The organism is Streptococcus macacae NCTC 11558 (assembly GCF_000187995.2).
GTDB classification, from domain to species: Bacteria; Bacillota; Bacilli; order Lactobacillales; family Streptococcaceae; genus Streptococcus; species Streptococcus macacae.
Window position 1 is genome coordinate 964832 of record NZ_AEUW02000001.1, and the last position, 24349, is coordinate 989180.

General features: G+C 39.2%; 23 protein-coding genes, 1 pseudogene and 1 riboswitch. Of the genes and pseudogenes, 1 reads left to right on the top strand and 23 read right to left on the bottom strand.

All coding sequences use genetic code 11. The features are described from left to right. Window positions 1–27: 27 nt before the first annotated feature. The 9 genes from glgA to STRMA_RS04615 form a co-directional block, all read right to left on the bottom strand. A complete protein-coding gene (gene glgA, locus STRMA_RS04575) occupies window positions 28–1458 on the bottom strand; it encodes a glycogen synthase GlgA (RefSeq protein WP_003080204.1) in 1431 nt (476 codons plus the stop codon). Continuing rightward, window positions 1458–2588, bottom strand: coding sequence for a glucose-1-phosphate adenylyltransferase subunit GlgD (glgD, locus tag STRMA_RS04580; RefSeq protein WP_003080512.1), 1131 nt, complete (start codon window positions 2586–2588; stop codon window positions 1458–1460). The genes glgA and glgD overlap by 1 nt, the downstream gene beginning before the upstream one ends. Next, complete coding sequence (locus STRMA_RS04585; RefSeq protein ID WP_003079260.1) at window positions 2578–3717, bottom strand: glucose-1-phosphate adenylyltransferase; 1140 nt, start codon at window positions 3715–3717, stop codon at window positions 2578–2580. Before STRMA_RS04585 ends, glgD begins: the two co-directional genes overlap by 11 nt. A gap of 24 nt (window positions 3718–3741) precedes the next feature. After that, on the bottom strand, window positions 3742–5628 hold the full coding sequence (glgB, locus tag STRMA_RS04590) for a 1,4-alpha-glucan branching protein GlgB (RefSeq protein ID WP_003081252.1): 1887 nt from the start codon (window positions 5626–5628) through the stop codon (window positions 3742–3744). An 89-nt stretch (window positions 5629–5717) separates the two neighbouring features. Next, a complete protein-coding gene (pulA, locus tag STRMA_RS04595) occupies window positions 5718–8033 on the bottom strand; it encodes a type I pullulanase (RefSeq protein ID WP_003079416.1) in 2316 nt (771 codons plus the stop codon). Continuing rightward, complete coding sequence (locus STRMA_RS04600) at window positions 8030–9091, bottom strand: diacylglycerol kinase family lipid kinase (RefSeq protein WP_003079729.1); 1062 nt, start codon at window positions 9089–9091, stop codon at window positions 8030–8032. The genes pulA and STRMA_RS04600 overlap by 4 nt, the downstream gene beginning before the upstream one ends. A gap of 10 nt (window positions 9092–9101) precedes the next feature. After that, a complete protein-coding gene (gene ligA, locus STRMA_RS04605) occupies window positions 9102–11060 on the bottom strand; it encodes an NAD-dependent DNA ligase LigA (RefSeq protein WP_003081981.1) in 1959 nt (652 codons plus the stop codon). Window positions 11061–11249: 189 nt separating this feature from the next. Continuing rightward, complete coding sequence (locus STRMA_RS04610; RefSeq protein WP_003082425.1) at window positions 11250–12755, bottom strand: glycosyltransferase family 39 protein; 1506 nt, start codon at window positions 12753–12755, stop codon at window positions 11250–11252. A 284-nt stretch (window positions 12756–13039) separates the two neighbouring features. Next, complete coding sequence (locus tag STRMA_RS04615; protein WP_003081667.1) at window positions 13040–13558, bottom strand: QueT transporter family protein; 519 nt, start codon at window positions 13556–13558, stop codon at window positions 13040–13042. Continuing rightward, window positions 13556–13653, bottom strand: a riboswitch (PreQ1 riboswitch). Its footprint overlaps the gene before it by 3 nt. 28 nt (window positions 13654–13681) lie before the next feature. On the opposite strand from STRMA_RS04615, the gene STRMA_RS04620 reads away from it, so the two are divergent. Continuing rightward, on the top strand, window positions 13682–14140 hold the full coding sequence (locus STRMA_RS04620; RefSeq protein WP_040841540.1) for a GtrA family protein: 459 nt from the start codon (window positions 13682–13684) through the stop codon (window positions 14138–14140). Between the two features lie 77 nt (window positions 14141–14217). Here STRMA_RS04620 and STRMA_RS04625 read toward each other — a convergent pair whose 3' ends face one another. The 14 genes and pseudogenes from STRMA_RS04625 to STRMA_RS04680 form a co-directional block, all read right to left on the bottom strand. Next, a complete protein-coding gene (locus STRMA_RS04625; RefSeq protein ID WP_003078976.1) occupies window positions 14218–14814 on the bottom strand; it encodes a response regulator transcription factor in 597 nt (198 codons plus the stop codon). Beyond that, window positions 14811–15905 carry a sensor histidine kinase gene (locus STRMA_RS04630; RefSeq protein ID WP_003080898.1) on the bottom strand — a complete coding sequence of 365 codons (1095 nt, stop codon included), beginning with the start codon at window positions 15903–15905 and terminating at the stop codon, window positions 14811–14813. Before STRMA_RS04630 ends, STRMA_RS04625 begins: the two co-directional genes overlap by 4 nt. Next, window positions 15898–16005: pseudogene (locus STRMA_RS09750) on the bottom strand (ABC transporter permease); the annotation flags it as partial. The gene STRMA_RS04630 and the pseudogene STRMA_RS09750, both read right to left, overlap by 8 nt. A 238-nt stretch (window positions 16006–16243) precedes the next feature. Continuing rightward, a complete protein-coding gene (locus STRMA_RS04635) occupies window positions 16244–16609 on the bottom strand; it encodes an EXLDI protein (protein WP_003080803.1) in 366 nt (121 codons plus the stop codon). Between the two features lie 11 nt (window positions 16610–16620). Beyond that, the gene (locus STRMA_RS09785) at window positions 16621–16791 is read right to left on the bottom strand and encodes a hypothetical protein (RefSeq protein WP_003080409.1); all 171 of its coding nucleotides are present in this window, start codon (window positions 16789–16791) and stop codon (window positions 16621–16623) included. 9 nt (window positions 16792–16800) lie between these two features. Beyond that, the gene (locus STRMA_RS04640) at window positions 16801–16998 is read right to left on the bottom strand and encodes a hypothetical protein (protein ID WP_040841543.1); all 198 of its coding nucleotides are present in this window, start codon (window positions 16996–16998) and stop codon (window positions 16801–16803) included. A gap of 115 nt (window positions 16999–17113) precedes the next feature. Further along, window positions 17114–18049, bottom strand: coding sequence for a YihY/virulence factor BrkB family protein (locus STRMA_RS04645; protein ID WP_003080015.1), 936 nt, complete (start codon window positions 18047–18049; stop codon window positions 17114–17116). Between the two features lie 11 nt (window positions 18050–18060). Next, the gene (locus STRMA_RS04650) at window positions 18061–18921 is read right to left on the bottom strand and encodes a methionyl aminopeptidase (RefSeq protein ID WP_003079703.1); all 861 of its coding nucleotides are present in this window, start codon (window positions 18919–18921) and stop codon (window positions 18061–18063) included. A gap of 22 nt (window positions 18922–18943) precedes the next feature. Then, on the bottom strand, window positions 18944–20227 hold the full coding sequence (spxR, locus tag STRMA_RS04655; RefSeq protein WP_040841545.1) for a CBS-HotDog domain-containing transcription factor SpxR: 1284 nt from the start codon (window positions 20225–20227) through the stop codon (window positions 18944–18946). Continuing rightward, on the bottom strand, window positions 20220–20774 hold the full coding sequence (locus STRMA_RS04660; protein WP_003082426.1) for a GNAT family N-acetyltransferase: 555 nt from the start codon (window positions 20772–20774) through the stop codon (window positions 20220–20222). Before STRMA_RS04660 ends, spxR begins: the two co-directional genes overlap by 8 nt. Window positions 20775–21097: 323 nt before the next feature. Then, window positions 21098–22087 carry an aldo/keto reductase gene (locus STRMA_RS04665; protein WP_003079655.1) on the bottom strand — a complete coding sequence of 330 codons (990 nt, stop codon included), beginning with the start codon at window positions 22085–22087 and terminating at the stop codon, window positions 21098–21100. 154 nt (window positions 22088–22241) lie between these two features. Next, complete coding sequence (locus tag STRMA_RS04670) at window positions 22242–22862, bottom strand: SDR family oxidoreductase (RefSeq protein WP_003080966.1); 621 nt, start codon at window positions 22860–22862, stop codon at window positions 22242–22244. A 44-nt stretch (window positions 22863–22906) separates the two neighbouring features. After that, window positions 22907–23704, bottom strand: coding sequence for an aldo/keto reductase (locus STRMA_RS04675; RefSeq protein ID WP_003080114.1), 798 nt, complete (start codon window positions 23702–23704; stop codon window positions 22907–22909). Further along, complete coding sequence (locus STRMA_RS04680) at window positions 23701–24177, bottom strand: flavodoxin (RefSeq protein ID WP_003078902.1); 477 nt, start codon at window positions 24175–24177, stop codon at window positions 23701–23703. The genes STRMA_RS04675 and STRMA_RS04680 overlap by 4 nt, the downstream gene beginning before the upstream one ends. Between the last annotated feature and the right edge of the window lie 172 nt (window positions 24178–24349).

The window sequence follows — 24349 nt, forward strand, 5'->3', positions numbered from 1 at the left end:
ATTCCTTTCCCTAAAATAAGACCTAACTTAGACAAGTTCTCTATATAAATGTTCATAAGCCTGACTGGCTGTATCCCATGAAAAATCAGTCGTCATAGCACTTTCCTGCAGCTTCTTCCAGTCCTTTTCTCTGTTATAGTAAACATCCAAAGCTTTTGCTAAGGTTCTAGTCAGCCAATAACCTGAAAATTCTTGGAAACCAAAGCCAGTCCCTGTTTTGTCAAATTCATTATAAGGAATAACTGTATCACGCAGACCTCCTACTTCATGTACAAGAGGAAGACTGCCGTAGCGCATAGCCATCATCTGCGAAAGGCCGCAGGGTTCAAAAGCACTTGGCATTAAGAAAATATCACTGGCTGCATAAATCTGCTGAGCCAAGGTCAAATCAAACATGATATTAGCAGACATTTTCTCAGGATAGGCTTGAGCAAACCATGAAAAAGCATTCTCAAATTCGGCATAGCCTGTTCCCAATAAAACAAGCTGAATATCCATCTGCATCATGGCATTGAGTTCATTGACAACCAGATTAAAACCTTTTTGATCTGTCAAGCGAGAGACAACTCCAATGAGAGCAACATCATCACGCACCGGCAAACCAAGCTGCTCCTGCAAGGCTGCCTTATTTTTTGCTTTGCCTGATAAGTCATCTTTTGAAAAATGGGCCAGCAAATGCTCATCTGTTCTTGGATCCAATAATTCGGTATCAATTCCATTCACGATACCGCTTAACTTACCAGACTCCATGCGCATGATTTGATCAAGTCCTTTACCAAACTCAGGCGTTTGAATTTCTTGAGCATAAGAGGGAGATACAGTCGTCACACGATCAGCATAAAGAATAGCAGCCTTCATCCAATTTAGGCAGTCTCTCCAGCGCAAGGTTCCATCCCAATAACGCTCTTCGCCAACACCAAAGACTTCTCCTAAAAGAGAAGGAGCAAATTGACCCTGAAATTCAATATTATGAATGGTAAAGACCGTTTTAATCTTTTGATAAGCATTAATCCAGTGGTACTTTTCCTTCAGCAAGAAAGGAATCATAGCAGTATGGTAATCATGAACATGCAGTATATCTGGAATAAAATCAATCTTCTCCATCGCTTCCAATGCTGCTAACTGAAAGAAAGCAAAGCGTTCACCGTCGTCAAATTCTCCATAAACCTGACCGCGGTAAAAATAATGATTGTTATCAATAAAGTAAAAATCAACACCGTCTTTGACCGTATGTTTGATACCAACATATTCATGACGCCAGCCAACATTCGTAAAGAAATAGAAAAGATCTTCTATTTCTTCACCAAATTTAGCATCAATACTGTCATAATAAGGAAGGATAACACTTACTTCATTTCCCTTTTTAACCAGAGATTTAGGCAATGCACCAATCACATCACCTAAACCACCTATCTTAGCAAAAGGGGAGCCTTCTGCCGCTACAAATAAAATTTTCATTATACTATATCCTCAACAACCTCACTTGTTTTTCCGATAACAACAGGATTTTCTTTGCTTCCTCGAATCGTCACTCCTGCTGCAATACTGACATTTTTATCAATAATCGCATTTTCCACAACAGCTCCTTCACCAATCGTAACTTTAGGGAAGATTATACTGTTTGTAACCTGAGAATTAGCCGAGACTCGGCAATTACGCGAAATAATTGAATGCTCAACAGTTCCTCGCACAATACTTCCTGAAGCAAACTGAGCATTTTTAACAGTTGATTCCCTTGCAAAATAAGTTGCTTCTTCATTCTTAACTTTTGTATAAACTTTTTGATTAGAATAAAGCAATGAATAGAACTTTTGAGGATCCAGCATATCCATATTCGCTTTGTAATAAGAGCTGACCGAAGAGATATTAGCCAGATAGCCAGTGTATTCAAAAGCAAGGGCTTTATCTGCCACTGCTAAATCACGAAGCAAAAAGCGAAGATTCTGAGGCTCATTTTTTTCCATCTCTTTTTCAATTTGTTCAATCAGCCAAGGTGTGCTGATAACATAAATGCCTGCTGACATCTTTTCAACCGGATTAGAAGCCTCAAATTCTCGGCGTCCAACGACAGAATCTGTCTCGTCAATTTCCAAAATATCATTAGCTGCAGAAATAGACTCAGCCGGTAATTTTTTATAAACCACTGTCATGTGACGTTCATTCGCATTATGCAAATGGATAACTTGCTCTAAATCAATATTACAAAGAATATCACTGCTCATATAAACAGTCAAATCTGAACCTGAGCGTTTGAGATAGGTTAAAATCTGATCATAATATTCTTCATCAGCATAAACACTGTCTTCTCTCGTATTATAAAAACCAAGAAAATAATGACTAAGAAGTGTATTTAATCCCCATTCACGGCCGCTGCGGATATGATCAAAAATAGAGCGAATATTTTGTCCGCGAAAAATACCATAGACACTGCGGATACCTGCATTAGCTAGGCTGGATAATTGAAAATCAATTAAACGGTATTTGCCATCAAAAGGCAAACTAGCCAAAGGACGTGTATCTGTCAGGCCTTTCATTTCAGGAAAACCAATAGCACTCCCGAGAATTGCAGAATATTTATCAATCTTCATTTGGAACCCCCACTACTTCATTATATCCAATAACTTGAACGTCATCTGTGCCTTCAATTTCAACACCTTCGCCAATTTTAGCCCCTTCACCAACAATGGCTCGCCTTATTTTAGCTCCTTCGCCAATCACAGCACCGCTCATAATAAAGGAGTCCTTAATTTCAGCTCCCTCTTTAACCTGAACATTTGTTGAGAGAATAGAATGTTCAACCTTGCCAGATACAAAGCAGCCATCTACAACAAGCGAGTCTTTTACACTGGCCTCGTCTGCGATAAAGTTTGGCGGTGCAATGAGGTTTCTGGAGTAAATCTTCCAGGAACGGTCACGGCTGTTGAGCTCATTATCTTCACCAATATACTCCATATTAGCTTCCCAAAGCGATTCAATAGTACCAACATCTTTCCAGTAACCCTTGAAATTGTAAGTATAGACACGATCGCCAGATTCAAGATAGGCAGGGATAACATTTTTACCAAAGTCAGACATGTCAATGTTATTTTTTTCGGCATCTACCAGCATATTGCGCAGACGGCGCCAGTTAAAAATATAGATTCCCATAGAAGCTTTTGTGGATTTGGGATGCTCAGGTTTTTCTTCAAACTCAACGATTCGATCATTAGAGTCTGTGTTCATAATCCCAAAGCGGCTAGCTTCTTTAAGAGGAACATCGATAACAGCGACTGTCAGACTGGCTAGATTATCTTTATGAGTTTGCAGCATGTCATCATAATCCATTTTATAAATATGATCTCCAGATAAGATCAAAACGTATTCTGGATCAATACTGTCAATATAATCAATATTTTGGTAAATAGCATGGCTGGTCCCTTGGAACCAACGGTTTCCTTCTGTTGCTGAATAAGGCTGCAAAATAGTTGCTCCAGAATCAATACCATCAAGACCCCAGCTAGAACCATTTCCAATATGGCTGTTAAGCGCCAAAGGCTGATATTGAGTGATTACTCCGACATTATTAATTCCTGAATTAGCACAATTAGAGAGAGCAAAATCGATAATACGATAGCGTCCTCCAAACTGTACAGCAGGTTTGGCAATGCTTTGTGTCAGTTTTCCAAGACGTGTTCCTTGCCCTCCAGCAAGAATAAGAGCTAACATTTCATTCTTCATATAATCTATCCTTCCCAAGTTACCTTATTTTCTTAAACGACGTTTAATTTTCCAAATACTTGCTCCTAAAGCAGGCAGCGTAAAACAAAGTGTATTTTCATAGTGCTTCCACAATTCTTTTTGTGTCTGCACAGTTTCATTATGTTCTTTCCAAACACCACCGTATTCTTCAAGCTCTGTATTCCATATCTCTTCATAAATTCCTGCAAGCGGAACACCTATTTTAAAATGGCGGCGTTCAACAGGTACCATATTAAAAATACAAATCAGCATATCTCCTTTAGCGTCTTTACGAATAAAGGATAAAACACTTTGATCAACATTATCTGCATCAATAATTTCAAGGCCATCATAGCTTAGATCAAGCTGCCATAGTGCTTTATGATCTTTATAAAACTGATTGAGCTTACTTGTGAAGGTCTGCATTTTGAGGTTGAGTCCATCTTCTTCCTCAAGATTGCCCCACTCAAGAGCTTGATCATACTTCCATTCTAAAAACTGACCAAATTCACTTCCCATAAAAAGAAGCTTCTTTCCTGGATGGCACATTTGATAAGTGTAAAGATTTCTCAAGCCTGCAAACTGATTATAGCGATCTCCCCACATTTTATGCATCAAACTCTTCTTACCATGTACAACCTCATCATGTGAAAAAGGTAAAATAAAGTTTTCTGAGAAGAGATACATAAAACTAAAAGTCACTAAATTAAAATCGTATTTACGATAAATAGGATCCTCTTCATAAAATCTAAGCAGATCATTCATCCAGCCCATATTCCACTTATAATCAAAACCCAGACCTCCTTCTTCACGACGGCCCGTGATTTTAGTTGAAGCTGTTGACTCTTCCGCAATCATCATGACATCTGGATGAGCTAGTTTTAAGACTGTATTTAAACGCTGTAAGAAATAATAACCTTCTAAATTACGATTGCCGCCTTCTTGATTAGGCTGCCAGGGGCCTTCATCATAATCTAGATAAAGCATATTGCTGACAGCATCCACGCGGATACCATCAATATGATAAAAATCAATCCAAAATTTAGCACTAGAAATCAGAAAAGACTGGACTTGATTTTTGCCAAGATCAAAATTCAAAGCTCCCCAACGATAATTATGCGCTCTATCATGATCCTGATATTCAAAAGTTGCTGTCCCATCAAAATAAGCTAAGGCATCATCATTTTGTGTAAAATGTCCTGGAACCCAGTCCACAATGACACCAATATTGTTAAGATGACAGGCTTCTACAAAGTCCTGAAATTCCTCAGGGCTGCCATAGCTGTGTTCTAAAGCAAAGAAGCCCATCAGCTGATAACCCCAGCTCATTCCCAGAGGATGAGCCATTAATGGCATAAACTCAACGTGAGTATAATTCATCTTGACCAGATAAGGAATCAGCTCCTTTGTCAATTGTGCAAAAGTATAAGGGCTGCCGTCTTCATTTTGATTCCAAGATCCGGCATGCACTTCATAAATAGATACCGGCCTATTAAAGAAGCCCAATCGTTTACGCCGTCCCAACCAAAGGCCGTCTTTCCATTTTTTTTCGGGAATGGTTCGAATCAACGCTCCCGTACCAGGACGATCTTCCAAATAGACAGCAAAGGGATCCATTTTTTCAACGACCTGACCGCCTTGTCTTTTGACAAGGTATTTATAAATCTGTCCCTCCTTAGGCAAATCTGTAAAAACTTCCCAGACACCGGCTTCGTTTTTTACCATTTGTATAGGATGGTCAGACCAGTCTGTAAAATCACCGATCAAATGAAGATCCTCAGCATTTGGTGCCCAGACTCTAAATACATAGCCAGCCAGTCCGTTTTTTTCGGCTTTATGAAAGCCAAAATAATGCTGAGCATGAAAATTTTCTCCTGTACCAAATGTTCTGAGAGCCTCTTTTTCGTTCATCCTGTCACCTCCTTAACATTTGTCTTAGCTAGGCAGCGGTCACTGAAAAGTCCTTTAAAAAAAGAAAAATAACCCAAGTAAAACTTGGATTATTTTTTTAATTCAAAGACCGTAGCTGACAAAAATTCAAATTGACTTTTCAGTTTATGTAAGCGTTTTACATTTGTTAATATTATATCATAATTTTCGTATGCTGTCATATCAATTTGGGAATTTTTTCCACGGTTATTAAAAATTAATTTGAAGGTTTTGCTGCCACTGCTGATTGTAGCAGCCACTAAACCAGAACCATATTCAGCTGATTCAACATAGATGTGCTTGCGAATATCTTCAAAGGTCTGATAAGAAAAAACAGCTTCTTTCGTTTTAAGGGCAATGAGCTTTCTGACAAAATCAACAGTTGATTTATAAAAAGTAACATTGTTCCAATCAACCTGATTAACCTCATCTGGTGCGTTGTAACTATTCATAGCACGCTGCCTATCTTCCTCTGTTATCTCTCCATCAGGCCCTGTAGGAAAAAGTTTTGTTCTTAAAAATTCTTGCCCTAATTCTATAAAAGCGACTCCTTGCATAAGTATTCCAAGACTTGTAGCCAGCTCTACACGCTGAACATGGACATCTTGGCTGTCCTTAGAATTCAAAACCCACAGAAGGTCATTTAAATTGTAATTATCATGTGCTTCCACATAATTCACTACCTGAGTTGGCCTAAGATAAGGTGCTAACTCATCACTCCCTAAGAAGGCCTTAGCAATTTTGTCTTCCCTAGCTTCTCCAGAAACAAAACCTCTTTCAAAATCCCCATACACTTCTGCCCCTTTAATAGCATTGCGTGCATCATCGTTAAAAAAGCCAATACGAGGCATTTGAAAAGCATTTTCTTTTTTAGCCTTATTTTCCGGCATAAGACCAGTTCCCATATCCCAGCCCTCACCATAGAGCAAGATATTAGGGTCTACTTCATCGACGGCCGATCGGATAGCATTCATTGTTTCGACATCATGCAGCCCCATCAAATCAAAACGAAAACCATCAATATTATAAGCGTGAATCCAATACAAAATAGAGTCAATCATATATTTTCTGAACATCTCTTTTTCACTGGCTGTTTCATTTCCGCAGCCAGATCCATTCTGAAAGGAACCATCACTGTTCATACGGTAATAATAATCAGGAACAGCCAACTGAAAAGCTGAATCATAAGATGAATAGGTATGATTGTACACCACATCCATAATGACCCCAATCCCCGCTTCATGATAAGCCTGAATAAGCTGTTTCAATTCTAAAATACGGGCAGTCGGAGCATGCGGATTGCTTGAAAAACTAGCTTCAGGCACATTGTAATTTTCAGGATCATAGCCCCAATTGTAAGCATAGCTTCCATCATCATTAAAACTTTGATGATGATCGAAAACCGGCTGCAGCTGAACATAGCTAATGCCTAAATCCTTGAGATAATCAAACGTTGTCTTATCTCCATAAGCATTTTTAGTCCCTTTTTCAAAAGCACCTAGAAATTTTCCGCGGTTCTCCTGCCGAACACCTGAGGTTGCAGATTTTGAAAAATCACGAATATGCATCTCTGTGATGACCGCCTGAGCAGGGTTACTAAGACGCCAAAAAGCTTCTTTGCCTTGTTTAACCGTAAAACCTGCAGGAGTCAAGTCAGCATCAGCAATCACAATAGAACGCTGCCCATTAGCTGTAGTCGCAATAGTATAAGGATCTCTTGTCGTTCTAAAAGTCTTGCGTCTATAATAAACACGGTAAGAATAGGCGTGATAGTTTAAGTCCTCATCAACTGTTAAAGACCAAACGCCATGGGTATTTTCGTCATGGTTATCAGGTGCTCTGCGTCCGCCGCGTTTCATTTTCAATACTTTAAGAACACTGGACTTTTCATCTGTGGACCTATAAATAATCAACTCGACTTTCTTCGCTGTCGGAGCCCAAAGGCGAAATTCAGTAGCTTCTTTACGGTAAGAAAAACCAAGCCAGCCTTGAAAGCCCCATTCATGATCAAAGCGCTGAAAATTAAGAGCTGGATCAAAAGCATGAGGCTGGCGCTGACTGTAAGCATGACTGGCTACAGCTGCCTGTCTGGAATAGTATAAGGTATCGTCTCCCTGTACAATCCAAACTTCTCTTTTTGTTAAGCCAGGATCACAATTAATCCGAAAATCAGGCGTTCGAGTAGACCAGTCGGCATTTTTTACAATAAGGTAGACATGGTTTTGAAATTGATCTGACTCATAGCTTAAATTACCGACAATTCCAAAACTATCAAAACGTGAGAAAAAAGCATCTTTTCCCATATGACCTTCTAGCCACTGCCACATATTAAGGTCAAAATAATTGCCATTATTACTGTGGTAGTGGACAACGACAGAATTTTTCATACAGTATTACCTGAGTCACCTTCCTCTTCGTTTTTGCTGCCTTCCAAATGCTCTGCTTCTCTGGCAAATTTTTGAGCAATCGCCTCTAAAACTAATTCTTCTGTATCTAAAGTGATCGCATCATCTGAAATTTCATCTGTATTAGCAAAGAACTCGATATGATTTTTTAAATTGTATAATTCAATGGGAGCATCACCGCCATACTCGCCATCAAGATTTATCATCATCCGCTTGGATTTTTCTCCTTGGGGGATAATCTGTAGATAACTGGTTTTAATATATTCGATTTTTTTATGATTAATATGGCGTCCGCCTGTCAAAACCAAACGAATCAGACCTGTCAATTCAAAAAGATTTGCCGTCTTAACAAGTATCAAGGTAAATTGGCCATCGTCTAATTTAGCATCTGGTGCAATCGTTTCAAATCCGCCAACAGAATTCGTCAAAGCTACGAAAATCATAGAAACTTTTCCTTCAAAGACACCATGATCATGGACAACTTTGACAGGAACATTGCGCACGCGCGGCAGCAATTCCGCACCTTTAACCAGATAAGCCAGATAGCCAAACATGGTCTTTAGCTGGCTTGGAACGCTGTAGGTCAGCTCTGTCAAGCTGCCTGCAGCAGCAATATTAATGAAATATTTATTATTATAGGCTCTGCCGATATCCATATGAATAGATTGATTCTTTCCAATCATCTGAGCCGCTTCAATGGGATTGCCTCGAGGAATTTTTAGAGCGCGCGCAAAATCATTCGTTGTCCCAGTTGGTATAATCGCCATTTTAGGGCGCTTGCGCAGAGGAGCTATTCCACTGACAACTTCATTGATTGTCCCGTCCCCTCCTGCTGCAATGACCAAGTCAAAACCGGCTTTTGCCGCACGAGCAGCTTCATTTTTAGCAGAATCTTTATCCGGTGTGGTCCTAAATGCGCTCGTTTCATATCCAAATCCTTCCAAAATATCAAGAACGTCTGCTACATTTTTTTTCATAATTTCCTGTCCGGAAGTAGGATTATAAATCAAACGCGCCCGCTTTAGTTTCTTTGCTACCATCTCTTATCCCTCAAAGACTTTCTAACCAAGTTTCATCTTGAATCGTGATTCCTAAACTTTTAGCTTTATCTAATTTTGATCCTGCATCAGCTCCTGCGACGACTAAGCTGGTCTTTTTAGAAACACTTCCTGCTACATTAGCTCCTAAATTCTGCAGTTTTTCCTTAGCCTGCTGACGCGTCATCTGCTCTAACTTTCCTGTCAAAACAACTGTCATTCCTGATAAAAGAGCATCAGCTGCTGCCTTTTTTCCAAGGTAAGTCACATTTAAACCAAGCTGTTCAATCTCTAACAAGAGCTTTTGTGCCCCCTTAGTTGCAAAATAAGTTTTAAGAGATTGTGCAATAACAGCCCCCAAACCATCAATAGCTGCAATATCATAAAAGTCAGCTGCTGCCAGCTTAGGAATACTGTCAAACTTTTCCAAAAGCAGACGGCTGGCTTTGCTGCCTACATGGCGAATCCCTAGACCGAATAAAAGCTTTTCGGCAGAATTCTGCTTAGAAGCTTGAATGGCCTCGTAGAGTTTTTTGGCAGATTTTTCTTTCACACCTTCAAGCTGCATCAATTTTTCAGCACTAAGCTGATAGATATCCGCAACATCATGAACCAGCTCAGCTCTGAACAATTTATCCACAATAGAAGGTCCCATTCCTGCTATATTCATCGCGTTTCGGCTGGCAAAATGAATCAGCTTTTCCTTTAACTGAGCCGGACAGCGGGGATTAACGCAGCGAAGAGCCACTTCATCTTCAAAATGTGTCAGTATACTATGACAGGATGGGCATTCTTTAGGAATAGGCATACTTTCTTGTTTAGCACGCTTTGAAGCCACAACATGCAAAACCGCCGGGATAATGTCTCCAGCCTTATAAACGATTACTGTATCGCCGATCCGAATATCTTTTTCAGCAATATAATCTACATTATGCAAAGTAGCCCGGCTGACGGTTGTTCCAGCTAGCTGAACTGGGGTCAAATTAGCCGTAGGTGTAACAACTCCCGTACGCCCTACCGTCCAATCAACAGAAAGAATTTCAGCTTCTTTTTCCTCTGCCGGAAATTTATAGGCAATCGCCCAGCGGGGAGCCTTAACCGTAAAACCAAGCTCGTCTTGCATTGATAAATGATTGACTTTAATAACGACACCATCAATATCATAGGCCAAGTGCTGTCTCTCCTGAGCTATTTCTTCAATAAACTGCCAAATACTATCCATTGAGTCTGAGACAAGATGGCGTGAATTGACTGAAAAACCAAGCTCCTCAAAATACTTTAAAATAGCTTCTTGGGTCTCAATTTCTGTGGAGCCAGCTTCTTGATAGATAAACGTAGCTAAATTACGCCGCGCCACAATTCTTGTGTCTAATTGGCGCAGGGTTCCTGCTGCGGCATTGCGGGGATTAGCGAATTCTGGTTCCCCATTTTCGCGGCGCTCGGCATTGATTGCTTCAAAAGAAGCTTTAGGAAGATAAGCTTCTCCTCTTACTGTCAGTGTTTCCTGATGCGGTAAGGTCAAAGGAATATCTTTGATGCGCTTAAGGTTTTCGGTAATATTTTCACCAATTGTTCCGTCTCCTCTTGTAGCTCCAACAGCTAGCTTCCCCTCGCGGTAAGTTAAGGAGATGGACAAGCCATCTATTTTTAATTCTGCCAGATATTGGGCTTTAGGAAATTCCGTTTTAATACGCTTATCAAAAGCCATTAGTTCATCACGGGAAAAGGCATCCTGTAAAGAAAACAGGGGATATTCATGCCTGTACTTTTCAAAACCATCTAAAACAAGATCCCCCACACGATGAGTGGGGCTATTGGGGAGAACAGCGTCTGGATATTTTGCCTCTAGTTCTTCCAGCTCACGGTAAAGTTCATCATATTCTTTATCGGAAACACTGGGGTTATCTTGGCTGTAATATTCTCTAGCATAACGGTTTAATAAGTCAACCAGTTCCTTCATACGTTCTTTCATAGCTTTTATTTTACCATAATTTCTCTACTTTTCCCTAATTTTTGGACTAGAAATACAGAAAAGAGAGGCGTTTACAATCGTGATTTGGCAGAAATCAATTTTAGCATCTTACTCCAAGCTCTTAATAGCCAAAAGACAGACCTAATGTATTTTAAAAGAGGTTGGATTCTATCCTAACCTCTTAAAGATTTACGGCAGACCTCTTCTTCCTTGCCTATACTGTGTCAAACCTAAAGCAGATAAAATAAGAATCTGCGGTAAAAATTGAATTAAATAACGGGTTTTTCCTCCCTCAAAGATAAGAAGGAATAAGAGACCGCCAAAAACAGCCAAAGAAAGAAAGTGCATAGGATCACTGGCTTTATAATAAAAGAATACTGCTACAAGTCCCAAAGCCATCACAATCCATACGACCTGTTTGCTATAGGCATAGTATTGATATTCTTTCTTATCAATACTGAGAAAATAGGTGCGGATAAATTGGGCCAAACGATTATGTTTAGTATATTTGTAAAGCGGACTAATAATCGGTGTCTTTTCATTTTCTAAATCCTGATATGACCAGCCAAGAGTTCCTTCTGCAACTGTCAGCGACTGCTTTTGATAGAGATGGCCAAGAAAGGTATACCATGTATAATGTTTCCATCTTCTTTGAATATCTTTTATAACATTTTCTGTCTTAAACATGCCGTTATTGTAATCATTTCGCTTCTTGGGGTCAACATACTGCAGTAAGCCCCTTTTCATATCTTCCTGATTATGCCCTGTATCAGTCAGGCCTAAATCAATAAAAAGCAAAGGGCCCTTAGCCAAACCTTCTCCTTTTACCAAAGGAACTACTTTTTGATGATTAATAGCTATTTTAACAGCACCATAGGATAAGCCAAAGGCAAGCCCTATACAAGATAAGATAACAGCAAATTTTTTCCATTGATTTTTAAAAAACAAAATAAGTAAAAAGGCCAAGACTAAGATAAAAGTGGTTGGTCTCACCAAGACAGCCAGAGCTGATAACAAACCCAAATAAACAGATTGTTTCTTAAGCCTTAGCCCCTCCCTTGTCTTGAATATATCTAAAGCTAAAAAAATCTGTAGGGCAATTAAAGGTAAGGGCAAAATATCCGTGTACATAGAGTAAAAATAAGGAGAAAATCCAATTAACAGAAGATAAAAGCTAAAGACAGCATCTGCAGCAGCTTGATCAAAATGCCTTTTCATCCCTTTATATAAGATCCAAGCTGTAAGATCCGTATAAACCATATTGAGTAACTGCATGACCCATAAACCATAAAAGCCAAAAGCAGAGTAGAAAAAACGCTCATATAAAAAGAGAGGAAGATTATTGGGATTTCGTGTCAGATAACTGGAAATTTGATTTTCTGTTATTGTTTTAAAAGCTCCTGAGAAGACAACTCCTGCATCTCGGCGAATCAGCTGCTCGGCAGCTCCTAGCATCAGCAGCTGAACAATGATAACAGCTGCCATAATCGCAAACTTATGCTTCATTAAAAAAGAATAGAGATGTTTTCGCCATGCTATAATACATAAAAAAAAGAAAATCAAAAACCAAATTGTCCAAGATTTCCATTCTGCCAGTATAAACAGCTCCTGCACAGAAACAAACAGCCAGTGCAGACTAAAAACAAGTAAAAGCAAACGTAAAATTTTAAAACTTGTTTGAAAAAATGTTATCATTTTTTCATTATAACATAGCTTATGGATGATGTCGCGATCTAACCTCTCTCTTTCTGTGCCTTCTCTTATTGTTTATGTGACAGTAAACAAGTATAGCAACAAAATACATTGGTTTACTGCGTGCGATAATTTTAAAGAAAAAGAGATGGAAACACCTTAGTCTCCATCTCTCTTGCAGCAATACCTTGGCTAAACAAAAATGATAATCGTTAGATGCTAAGCTGCATCATTGAAAACAACTGCCATTAACCTTTATCATAAAAGCCAATACATGAAATACTTTACTATTGTTTAAAATTAATATATCTAGCTAACTTATCCACAACAATAGCGCCAACAAGCAAGGAAGCCAATTCGCCGACTGCTGTCGTAAACCAAGTCAAAAGAAAAGGTAACTTTAAGATCACATGCAATTCCCAAGCAATCGTCACCATACTAGCAGCAAAAAAGAGGGAAAAGAAGAAGAAACCTTTATTTATCAGCCCTTTAAAAAGATAGGAATGACAGTATTTTTCAAAAAATAAAACACCTAGGGTTAAAAAGACCAGGGTTGAGCCGCCACCTACTATAACATCAATTAAGCCCAGACTTTGAGGACTGATGGCATTAGCAATCATACAGCCAAGCGTCACACCGATAATGTATTTCCGATTATAAAAGGCTAGAAAATTCATCATTTCAGAGATACGAAATTGATAAGCACCGTAAGAAATGGCATTTAAAGGGGGCATTGCAGTTAAGACAACATAAATAGCTGCAACAAGCGCTATTTGCGTCATATCACGTAGAGTTAAATTTTTCATTCTTTTCTCCTTTAGCGGCTTAACCGCTTATAATATGCTTGACCAAAGGCAGGAAGTGTCAAGGGCTGCTAAAGCAACTCATCTAGTATAGCATATTTCTTAGGATTTTGATATAGTAATACTATGAAAAAATTAATACACAAGAAAACCTTAAAAAAAATGGTGACCCATGAAGCGTCTAAGTATATCTTTTTTGGAGCTTTGGCTACCTTGGTCTATTTTGTCATACGGACCCCGCTGTTTTATTTCACCAAAGAAGCCACTTTTTCAGCAGTTATCGCTCATATCATCGCTATTATCTTTGCCTTTTTTACCAATGATTATTTTGTCTTCAATCAAAAACGCCAAGGCTGGCTGAAACGTTTCATCCAATTTTTCATCGCCCGCCTGTCGACCTTGGTACTTGATTTGGCACTGGCCTTTTTACTGGTAGATCAATTTCCGCATATCATTGGACAATTTGTCGGTGACAGCCACAATCTGGTTAACTTCATTGAAACCATTATATCGCAGTTTTTAATCATGGCAACCAACTATATTATTAGCAAATTCTTTATCTTCAAAAACAAAAAGGAGAGCTAATTTGATGCTCTCCCCATAGAGAAATCTAATAAAAGGGCTGAAGTTTCAGCCTTTTTTATTTACCTGTATATGACAAGTTACAGCCAGCTGTTTTCACGCGCAATCCGCACCGCATCCGTTCGGTTGCTGGCTGATAATTTGTTAAAAATACTGGTCATATAATTTCTAATCGTTCCGTTAGACAGAAATAGTTTTTCTGAAATGTCCTGATTGGATAATCCCTTAGCTGCTAAACTGAGAACATCCTGTTCGCGCTGACTGAGAGGATTGGAAGCAAAGGCCGCCTCTTCCACCAGCTCAGGAGAATATTCCCTTTGACCTGCTAAAACGGCGTGAATAGTTTGCATAAGTTCGCTTGCGGAACGATCCTTGAGCACATAGGCATCCACATGAGCTGCAAGCGCCCGTTTGAAATAGCCAGTTCTCTTGAAAGTCGTCACAATAATAACCTTCATATCTTTATTGGCTCGAATCCACTCTAAGACATCCAGACCCGTTTTCCCCGGCATTTCAACATCTAAAATAGCCACATCAATAGTCTGAGCTTGAAGCAGTTCAATCGCTTCCTGACCATTGCCTGCCTGGTAGACCTGATCGACATCTTCTTCCATAAGAAGGAGCTGGCAAAGAGCATCTCTTAACATGGACTGGTCTTCTGCTACTAATAATTTCATTGCTTACCTCCTTCTTTGAGGGTAATGGTTACGATTGTAGGATTTGCTGATGAAGTAACTTCCACACTGCCCTCCACTAGACTTAGCCGTTCACGGATCGAGTGCAGTTCCTGACCTGTTAGTTTAATAAAACCTACTCCATTATCTCTGAAAATAATTTCAATGCCCTTTTTTCTTCTTATCAAAATCTGGCATTGGCTAGCTTGACTGTGCTTGATGACATTATTAGCCAGTTCTCTCAAAATCATGGTGATAATAGACTGAGTGACAGGAGCTAGACTGTTCAAATCCAGCTCATTATCAACAGCCAGTCCTATCTCTGACAGACCAAAAAGCCGCTCTATCTCACTGAGTTCCTCTGCTACCGTTTGGTATTTGAGGTTATTGACAATCTCACGAACCTCATGCATAGAAGTCTGGCTGATCTGATTGAGTTCTTCTAGCTGCTGCCTCACTGCATCATACTGCCCTTTTTTCATCTGCTTAAGCGCCAGTTCGGTTTTCAGCGTCATCATGGCAAAAGTGTGCCCCAGTGTATCATGTAAATCCCGGCCGATCCGATTGCGCTCATTTTCGGCCGATAAAAGATTAATGGTATGGTTTTGCTCGACAATCTCATCTTCCATCTTTTTTTGCAGGTGCAAGCGATTTTGAAAATAATACATACCAAGAACAAAGACCGGAGCAGCAGCCGACATCAAGACAGTCGCTAAGCCAGCTCCGTAAATCAAACCAGCAGCTGAAAGCAAAAGAGCAACGATCAAAAAAGAAGTAAAACGATAAGAACGGTAATGATCTCCAAAGCGCCAGACTAGAAGATTGACATGATAAAAGAGAAACCACATCATCGTCCCCTGATAGACAAGCGTCATAAAGCTAACATAAGCCAGCGTATAGAACCATAAAAAAGCAATCAACGTTTGATGGCGAGGTTCTAATCTCACTAAAAGCAGATAAGAAAGAAGAAATCCTGCTGTCAAGTTTAAAGTCCATATGGGATAGAAACCCGTAAAGGCTCCTCCAATAGGGAAAATAAGAAAGACTAGTCCTATATAATAGGGCAAATCATTTTTTTCGTGTCGTCTAAGCACTTTCAGCCTCTTGCCTTTCTTTAATGATAAGGGCGAGCCCAGCCACTATTATGACATAGGCTAATATAATAAGCAAGGAAAGCCAAGTTACCTGACCTTTTGGCTTAATCTTCTAACCTTTAACCAGAAGCCATCTTTCTATCGCCTAAAAGACAAGGCATGAGGGCCGTTTTCCCCGAACCGTTGGGAACAATGAGAGTAACACAGTCTTTCTGTTAAATATCAAAGGAAATATCCTCTAAAATCTTTTTTTGCTGAATTGCTTTACCAATCGCCCGCGCTCTTATTACTGAACTTTCCATTCTATTCTTCTTTATATGATGTACTTTCTTGTTATTTTAAATATCTAAGTACTCTATGATTTCACCATTTTGCACTTTTACAGCTAGTTTTTCAATGATATCTTCTCCTAAATATTTAGCGAATGCTTCCAAATCACTGGCAACTTCAAAGATATTATTTTCATCAGTCTGACTAGGGTCAAAACTCAATCCCTCCTGCTCCCCGTCCCAGTAATGCCAATTAACATCCCTTCGTTCGTAGTAAACATAATTTCCTTTTTCTGTCAAATATACCCTTCGGGATACCAGCCATTGCCCATTCATAGATTTTATCGTATGAGAATACAGTTTCATTCCATGAAATATTTTTTTACTGCGAATACCATCCTTAAAAAAGCTCAGTTTAATTTCCTTATAAGTCATTATTTCCCTCCTCATGATTTTCTAAAATAAGGAAATACGCCATAAAAGAGGACCATACAAATGCCCATGAGACTGTACACATACCAAAGCGAAACCCCTTTAAAATAATCTGTAGTGAACGCCAAGACTCCTACAAAGACAGCAATACAGATAAAGATAAGCAATAATTTCAACGATCTCATATTAACCTCCTAGTCTGTCAGCTCTTTAATGAAAAATTTAGCGAGATTAATCAAAACAAAGGCTGAAATCAATAAACCGATAAAAAGACCCAGATGTGAAAAAACAGCTTCAAAATGATATTTTTCAAAAATATCTGTAAAGATACTGAGACCTGCAAAAATAATGGCAATCAGCGCGTAAATGGCATAAGTGATTTTGATTTTCATCATTATTCCTCATTTTCTTTAGTTCTGATACCAGTATAGCTTTATAAAAAAAGGAACATTAGCCCCTAATGTCATGACCTGCTATGACTTTTGTCATAGAAAAAGATGACTCTTTCTATTGGTCATCTTTAGATCGATCTTTTTTGGTTATATAATCCCGTCTGGACTGAATAATGCTAATAATATTCCCTCGGCGCGGTTTAAATTCTTTGACATACTGCTTTTGGTAACTAGCATTTAAAACAGCTCCTAAAATCAGAACTCTAGCAAAAAACGTAAACCATAACATCAAGGCAAAGAGGGTAACCGAACCAAATACACGCAGATTTTCCATGCTGGCCATGGCATAGCTGATATAAGTTCCAAACAAACTTGTCATCGTGAAGAAAAGAATTCCGGTAAAAATAGTTCCCGGTAAAATATAACGAATACGACTGATTTTAACATTGGGCAAAATATAATAAAGTATAGCAAGAGCAACAAAAAAGATAGCTGCTGTCACAGGCTGCGTCAATGCCATCAGTACATCATACAAGTTTTGATTGAGATAAGTATTATGGTACAAAAACGTTAAAACAGTTTTACCAAAAGTAGAGAGAATAATAGCCAAAGCTAGAAAAAAAATAACCAGCAAGCTTGAAAACATACCGACGACATGCCCTAAAATGACATCGCGGTGATCTTGAATACCATAAGACTTGTTCATTGCCTTTTGCAGGAAAGTCAGGCTTTTGGACATGGTCCATAAACCTATAATAACAGCTAACCACAAGAGGCTGGTTGAAGGCTTATCAAAGATACCTCTTACAATTCCTGCAGTATTTTCATAGAGCTGCTCGGGCAGATTATTTTTCATAAAAGACAAGAGCTCTGAGGTATTGATATTAAGATAAGGAAATAAATTAGCCAGCAGGACTAAAAACGGAAAAATCGTCAAAATAAGATAATAAGCTACGGCAATACTGGAGAGGTCCATCTCAGAACTTTTATAATAGGTAATAAAATGCTGCACAAACTGACTTGCCAATAATTTATCAATACGTTTTTTCATGATTTTATCAATTAGTAGCTTCCTTCTTCTCCCTGGCTGGTTAATATACGAGGACCGTCTTTTGTAATGACAAACTGATGCTCATATTGACAGGATAAACTGCCATCAAGCGTTTTATGAGCCCATCCGGTCTTCATATCCGTATCAATTTCCCAAGTTCCAGTATTAATCATCGGTTCAATAGTCAAGACCATCCCTTCTTTAAGACGCAAACCACGCCCTGCTTTCCCATAGTGCGGGACATTCGGTTCTTCATGCATGGTTGGACCGACCCCGTGTCCAACCAAATCGCGGACAACACCATAGCCATGCGCCTCTGCATATTCCTGAATGGCTGCTCCAATATCACCTATGCGGTTGCCAACTACTGCTTTTTCAATACCGCGATAAAGACACTCCTTCGTAACAGCCATCAAATCTTTCACCTCTTGTGAGACATTTCCGACAGCATAAGCCCAGCAAGAATCAGCAACACCGCCGCGAAAACGTTCTGTATAGTTTTTCATCTCAGCAACATTGTCAAAATTTAAGGTTGAAACATCCAAATCCTCTTTAGAGATAGGCCCTCCTAAGACCATATCTACTTTCAGCAGATCGCCATCTTTTAAAAGATAATGGCGTGGAAAAGCATGGGCAACCTCGTCATTTAGACCGCAGCAAGTTGCATAAGGATAGTCCATTAAGCTCCCGCTTACGCCGATTTGCAAAGGTAGGTAATTTTCTTCCTTGCAGCGTCTGCGAACATATTCTTCAATATCCCACATATCTGTTCCTGGTTTAATCAAATCACGCAAGCCGATATGAATACTGGCCAGAAAATCTCCTGCAGTATCCATAGCTTCAATTTCACGTGCTGATTTCAATGTAATCATCTCTCGTCTATACTCCTTTTGCTTAATTCAATTTTGTTGTAACAACAGCCTTTGTCACGACTTGATTGCCATGAAAAATTTCAAAATCCAAAGTAGCGCTGCGTCTGTTTTCAATGATGATTTTAGGCTGAATTCTCAAAAGATCATCAATCTGAACAGCCTGTAAAAAGTATAACATCATTTGTTCAATAATGACATTTTTTCTATGCTTTTGGGTTAATACACGTATGGTAATATCCTTTAAAAACTCTGCCAAAACACCATGGGCTAGATTCCCTGCAGAGTCAATCATAGCAGGCTCAACCACAAATTGATACATTTTTCGATCTTCTTGCAAATTGGCTGTAATCTGCTCACTATAAGTATGGGAGCTGGTTCTTTGAAAACTCTGCAGATTTTCCATAACCTGACGCCGTGTAATCACGCCTAACAGACTATAATCTTCCTTAACGACCGGCAGCATGTCAAAGCCCTCATAAATCATCTTTTGGCTGATATTGGCCAAACTCAGATTAGGTTTGGCGACAACAGGATTTTTTGTCATCAGCTGATGTAAGGAAACATTGGCATCTTTTCCTGCAACATCACGCATGCTGACAACTCCAACAACCATATCATGACTGTTGATAATGGGATAGCGAACATGATTCGTTTTTTTTATTAAACTATTATAATCCCTGACTGTATCGGTATCACGCAAAAAACCATGGTATATTTTTTCCTGATAAACTTCGGCAACAGTTTTGATATCAGTCTTAATACGGACATTTGATAAGGCCTGATTAATCAAGGTGGCTACGGTAAAGGTATCATAATTAGAAACCATAACAGGTATGCCCAGCTGATTCGAAACTTGGCGCACTTTATCAGAAACTGAAAAACCACCTGTTACTAAAACTGCATTCTTATTTTCCAAAGCCAGAAGCTGAATATCTTCTCGGTCTCCGACAATCAAAAGCCCATCATTTGTCAGATAGCGCTGAATATTGTCAATTGTCATCGCTCCGATAGAAAACTTACTGAATTCATGACTGAGGCCTGCAGAGCCTGATACCACTTCAGATTCAGTGATATTTGCAATTTCTTTATAAGTTAGTTTGCTAAGACGGACCCGTACTTTTTTTTCCACACGGACTGTACCGCTGCGCGGTCTAGTTTCAACAATACCGCGATTTTCAGCTTCTTTAATAGCTCGGTAAGCAGTCCCGTCACTAACCTTTAGGTGGTTGGAAATGCTTCTGACACTGACACGTTTCCCTACTGTTAAATTTTCTAAATACTCTAAAATTTCTTGATGCTTACTCATAACTTTTATCACCTGCTTTTAAGCTGTATTTTAAATAATCATGTATTTTACGGCTGTACCTATCACTTCCTTTAAACTGTCTTATCAAAGTAAAACCAGCTTTTTCAGCGACACGGGCGCTGGCTGCATTTTTCTTATGTACAATAATGGTCAGCCTTTTTAGCCCTAATTCTTCGAAGGCCAAATAGACAAGATTCTGCAAAGCTTCAGTAGCCAGTCCCTGACCACAGTAAGTTCTGTTTATAAAATACCCTACTTCTGCTGAGCATCTGTCTTGATCAATATTTTCCAGACGAATAGCTCCAATCATCTTATGACTGTTCTTTTCTTCTAGAGCCCAAATACCAAGTGGATTTTTCATAAAATAATGCACAAATAAAAAATCACTCTCTTTAGATGTAGCTTGAAGCGGAAAAATAAATTCTAAATTATGCACATCTCCAGAAATAGCATAAAAGTCCTCATGATCTTTGAAGGCAAAGGGGCGCATGAAAAGATGCTGGGTTTCAAATTCTGAAAAACGTCCTAACTGTGTCCATATATCCATATTGTTATAATACAGTTTTTTTAGCCAATAGTCAAAGCTTTTCTTGTCAAAAGGATCTAAAAAGCTAAACCAATCGCACTCTCTAAATCCAAAGAAGATAGAAAATACTTTTATCTCCCTCTGACAATTACTATCAAAATTTATCTTAATAGTCTTTTCTTTACAGTCTCTTTTTACCTCGTTTCAGATAACACAATAAATAAAAAAGCAGGAACAAAAACAAACTGTCCCCAGCCTTTAGACCTTTACAAGGTCAGCCTTTTGAAGGAAATAGTTCAAAGTCCTGCTTTTTCAGAGAAGTCAGCAAACTAATAACAATAGTTTTACAGAGCACCAACAATCTTATGAGGAAGGTACATTTCATCTATATAAGCTATATCCTCATCAGATAAAGTTAAAGCAAAAGCTCCTGTGAAGTCATCTAAATATTTTTCCTTAGTAACACCGACAATCGGTGCATCAATTCCCTTTTGCCAGAGCCAGGCCAAGGCCACTTGAGCACGGCTATGCTGATACTTTTCCGCTATTTCTGCAATACGCTTGACAATAGCCATATCCTGATCTTCCGTACTGTCATATTTAGTCTTTGAGAAGGAATCTGTCTGGCTGCGAGCTGTATCAGCATCCCAGTCACGGACAGCACGCCCTGCCGCAAAAGGACTGTAAGGAGCTAGACCCACGCCTGAGTCCTTACAAAACGGGATCATTTCTCGTTCATCTTCCCGATATAGTGGATTATAGTGGTTTTGCATAACAGAAAATTTAGTCCAGCCATTTTTCTCAGCCACATACTGCGCTTTTTGAAACTGCCAGGCATACATGGCAGATGCTCCTAAATAGCGAACCTTACCTGATCGAACCAAATCATTTAGAGCGGACATGGTCTCTTCAATCGGCGTATTATAATCCCATCGATGGATATAGAGAATATCCACATAATCCATCCCTAAGCGCTTAAGGCTGGCTTCTGCTTGATTAAAGATAGCCTTGCGGGATAAGCCAGTTGTATTGCGGCCTTCATGCTGACCGTCACCAAAGAAGACTTTTGTTGCCAGCACCACTTCATCACGGTCTGCAAAATCATGGATAAAGCGTCCCATAAATTCTTCACTGGAGCCATAGCCATAAGCATTAGCTGTATCAAAAAAATTCACTCCAAGATCAAGCGCTTTTTTCATGATCTGACGAGTCTTTTCTTCATCTAAAATCCAGCCTTGATGCATACCGCCACGGCTAGCATCACCAAAACTCATACCCCCGAGACAGATTTTAGAGACTTCAAGTCCAGATTTTCCTAATTTCGTATATTCCATGCTATTCTCCTTTTTATCTAACAGGCACAGCTCTAAGAATGTCAGAGCCAATCAATTTTCTTAGATACCATTAAAGAAAGTTCTAATTCATGACACTAAAGGGGCTATCACTAGTCATCATTTTTTAAGACAATGTTTAAGCTTTTTACCTTTGCTAAAAAGCTTTTGTAATGGCTGTTTGGCCAGGATGAATTTCAAATACCTTTTTATAAGTTGAGGGCTTATCAAGAACCTCAGCTAAAACGGCTGCTACATCCAAAATAGAAATGGCTGTCAGTCCTTCTTTTCCTAAAGATATTTGTCCGCTTCCAGCCTCTTCCAAAAGCTGGCCTGGCTGAATAATCGTATAGTCTAAGCCAGATTGATGAACCAGATAATTATCAGCAAAATACTTGGCTACATAGTAGTCTGATAAATTTGCTACCTGCGACCAGCTTTCAGGCTCTAAGGACAAAAGGGCACTCAGCATGACAAAACGTTTAATGCCTGTCTTTTGACAGGCCTGCATCAGCTTAACGGCACCAAAAGCATCCACCTGCAGAAGATCTTTACCGCGAGATCCGGCTGTAAAAATCACAGCATCAACATTTTCCAATAATTTCTCCAACTCTGCAGCATCCTGATGCAAATCCATCTTAACAGCAGTAACTCCTTCACCAGCGACAACAGCTTCTGGCTTTCTGGCACCCGCTAAAACAGTGTGTCCTTTTGCTCTAAGCTGTTTAATCAATTCTGTGGCAACACGTCCCGTACTGCCTGCAACAAATACTTTCATCATTTTCTTCCTTTCTCTTTACTCTCATTAAATGCGTTATCACATTAGCCATTCCAGCCAAAAAGGCCCTTTTGCTGATCTAATTGCCTAATGGTCTGCAGATCATTTTCTGTCAAGTTAAAATCAAAAACAGCAAAATTTTCAGCCATTCTGTCCTTATGAGAAGTTTTCGGTATAGCGACCACACCTTCCTGAAGAATAAAACGCAAAATCACCTGAGCAGCTGTTTTACTATATTTGAGTCTAATTTCTGTCAGGACAGGATGGTTAAAAATATCCTGTCTGCCTTCCCCAAAAGGTGCCCAAGATTCAAATTGGATACTGTTTGCCTGGCAGTAAGCACGTGTGTCAACCTGTTGCTGCAAAACATGCATTTCATTTTGCAAAACAGCAGGCTTAACTTCAGCTCTTTTTTTAAGGTGCTCAATTAATTCTGGCTGAAAGTTTGATAAACCGATAGCTTTTAGCTTTCCCTCATGATAAGCTTCTTCTAAAGCTTGATAAGTTCCTTCATAATCTGAGACCACCCAATGAATAAGCATGAGATCAATATAATCTGTCTGAAGATTTTTAAGTGCCCGCTCCACTTGTTTTTTAGTCTCTTTATAACCAGACGTTCCAACTTTTGTTGTTATAAAAAATTCTTGGCGAGGAAAACCAGATTCCCTAACAGCCTGACCCACACCTGCTTCGTTGCGATAGTATTGAGCAGTGTCAATGTGCCGATAGCCTATGGCTATCGCTTCACTGACGGCCCGCCGGGTATCCTCTCGAGGAATTTGATAGACTCCAAAGCCTAACATAGGCATCTGAGTCCCTGTATTTAAATGAACATATTTCATATGCAGCTCCTTTTTAAATGCTGACTCCAGTTTTTAATACTGGCTAGATTTGATAAAACCTGGCCCTTGGGCAATTGCCTGCCTAGCCATTTTTCTACTGTTTTTTGTGAATCGTAATAGCTAGAGCCGCCTGATGTCGCAAAAAAAGCCAGCTCTTTTTCTGATAACTTTAAATCATCAAGAACGGTATGAATAATTTTCGGCGGAATACCCCACCAGATGGGATGACCAATTATAAGGCGATCATAAGCCGATATATCTGGCAGCTTGCCCTTATAAGCAGGCCGATCTTCTTCATCATTTTGCTCCCGATTCGCTCTTGAAGAGAGAACCGTCCAATCCAGGTCAGCCTGCGTATAAGGTTCTTCAGGAAAAATACGGTAAATATCTGCACCAAGTTCTCTAGCTAAAGCTCGAGCCGCTCTTTGTGTATTACCGGTATTTGAATAATAAATAATAAGTGTCCCAGGCATCTATCTAACTCCTTTCTTAAAATAAATCTAAATGTCAGAAAACTCCTGTAAAACCAGAAGGAAAATTTAGACGAGTTTTTACTTTTTTACCATTATTTTAAATGAGAACTGAGCCAAACACTCATACAAAAACAATACTTCTGCTGATAAATGTCTTTTAGCTTTATATAGG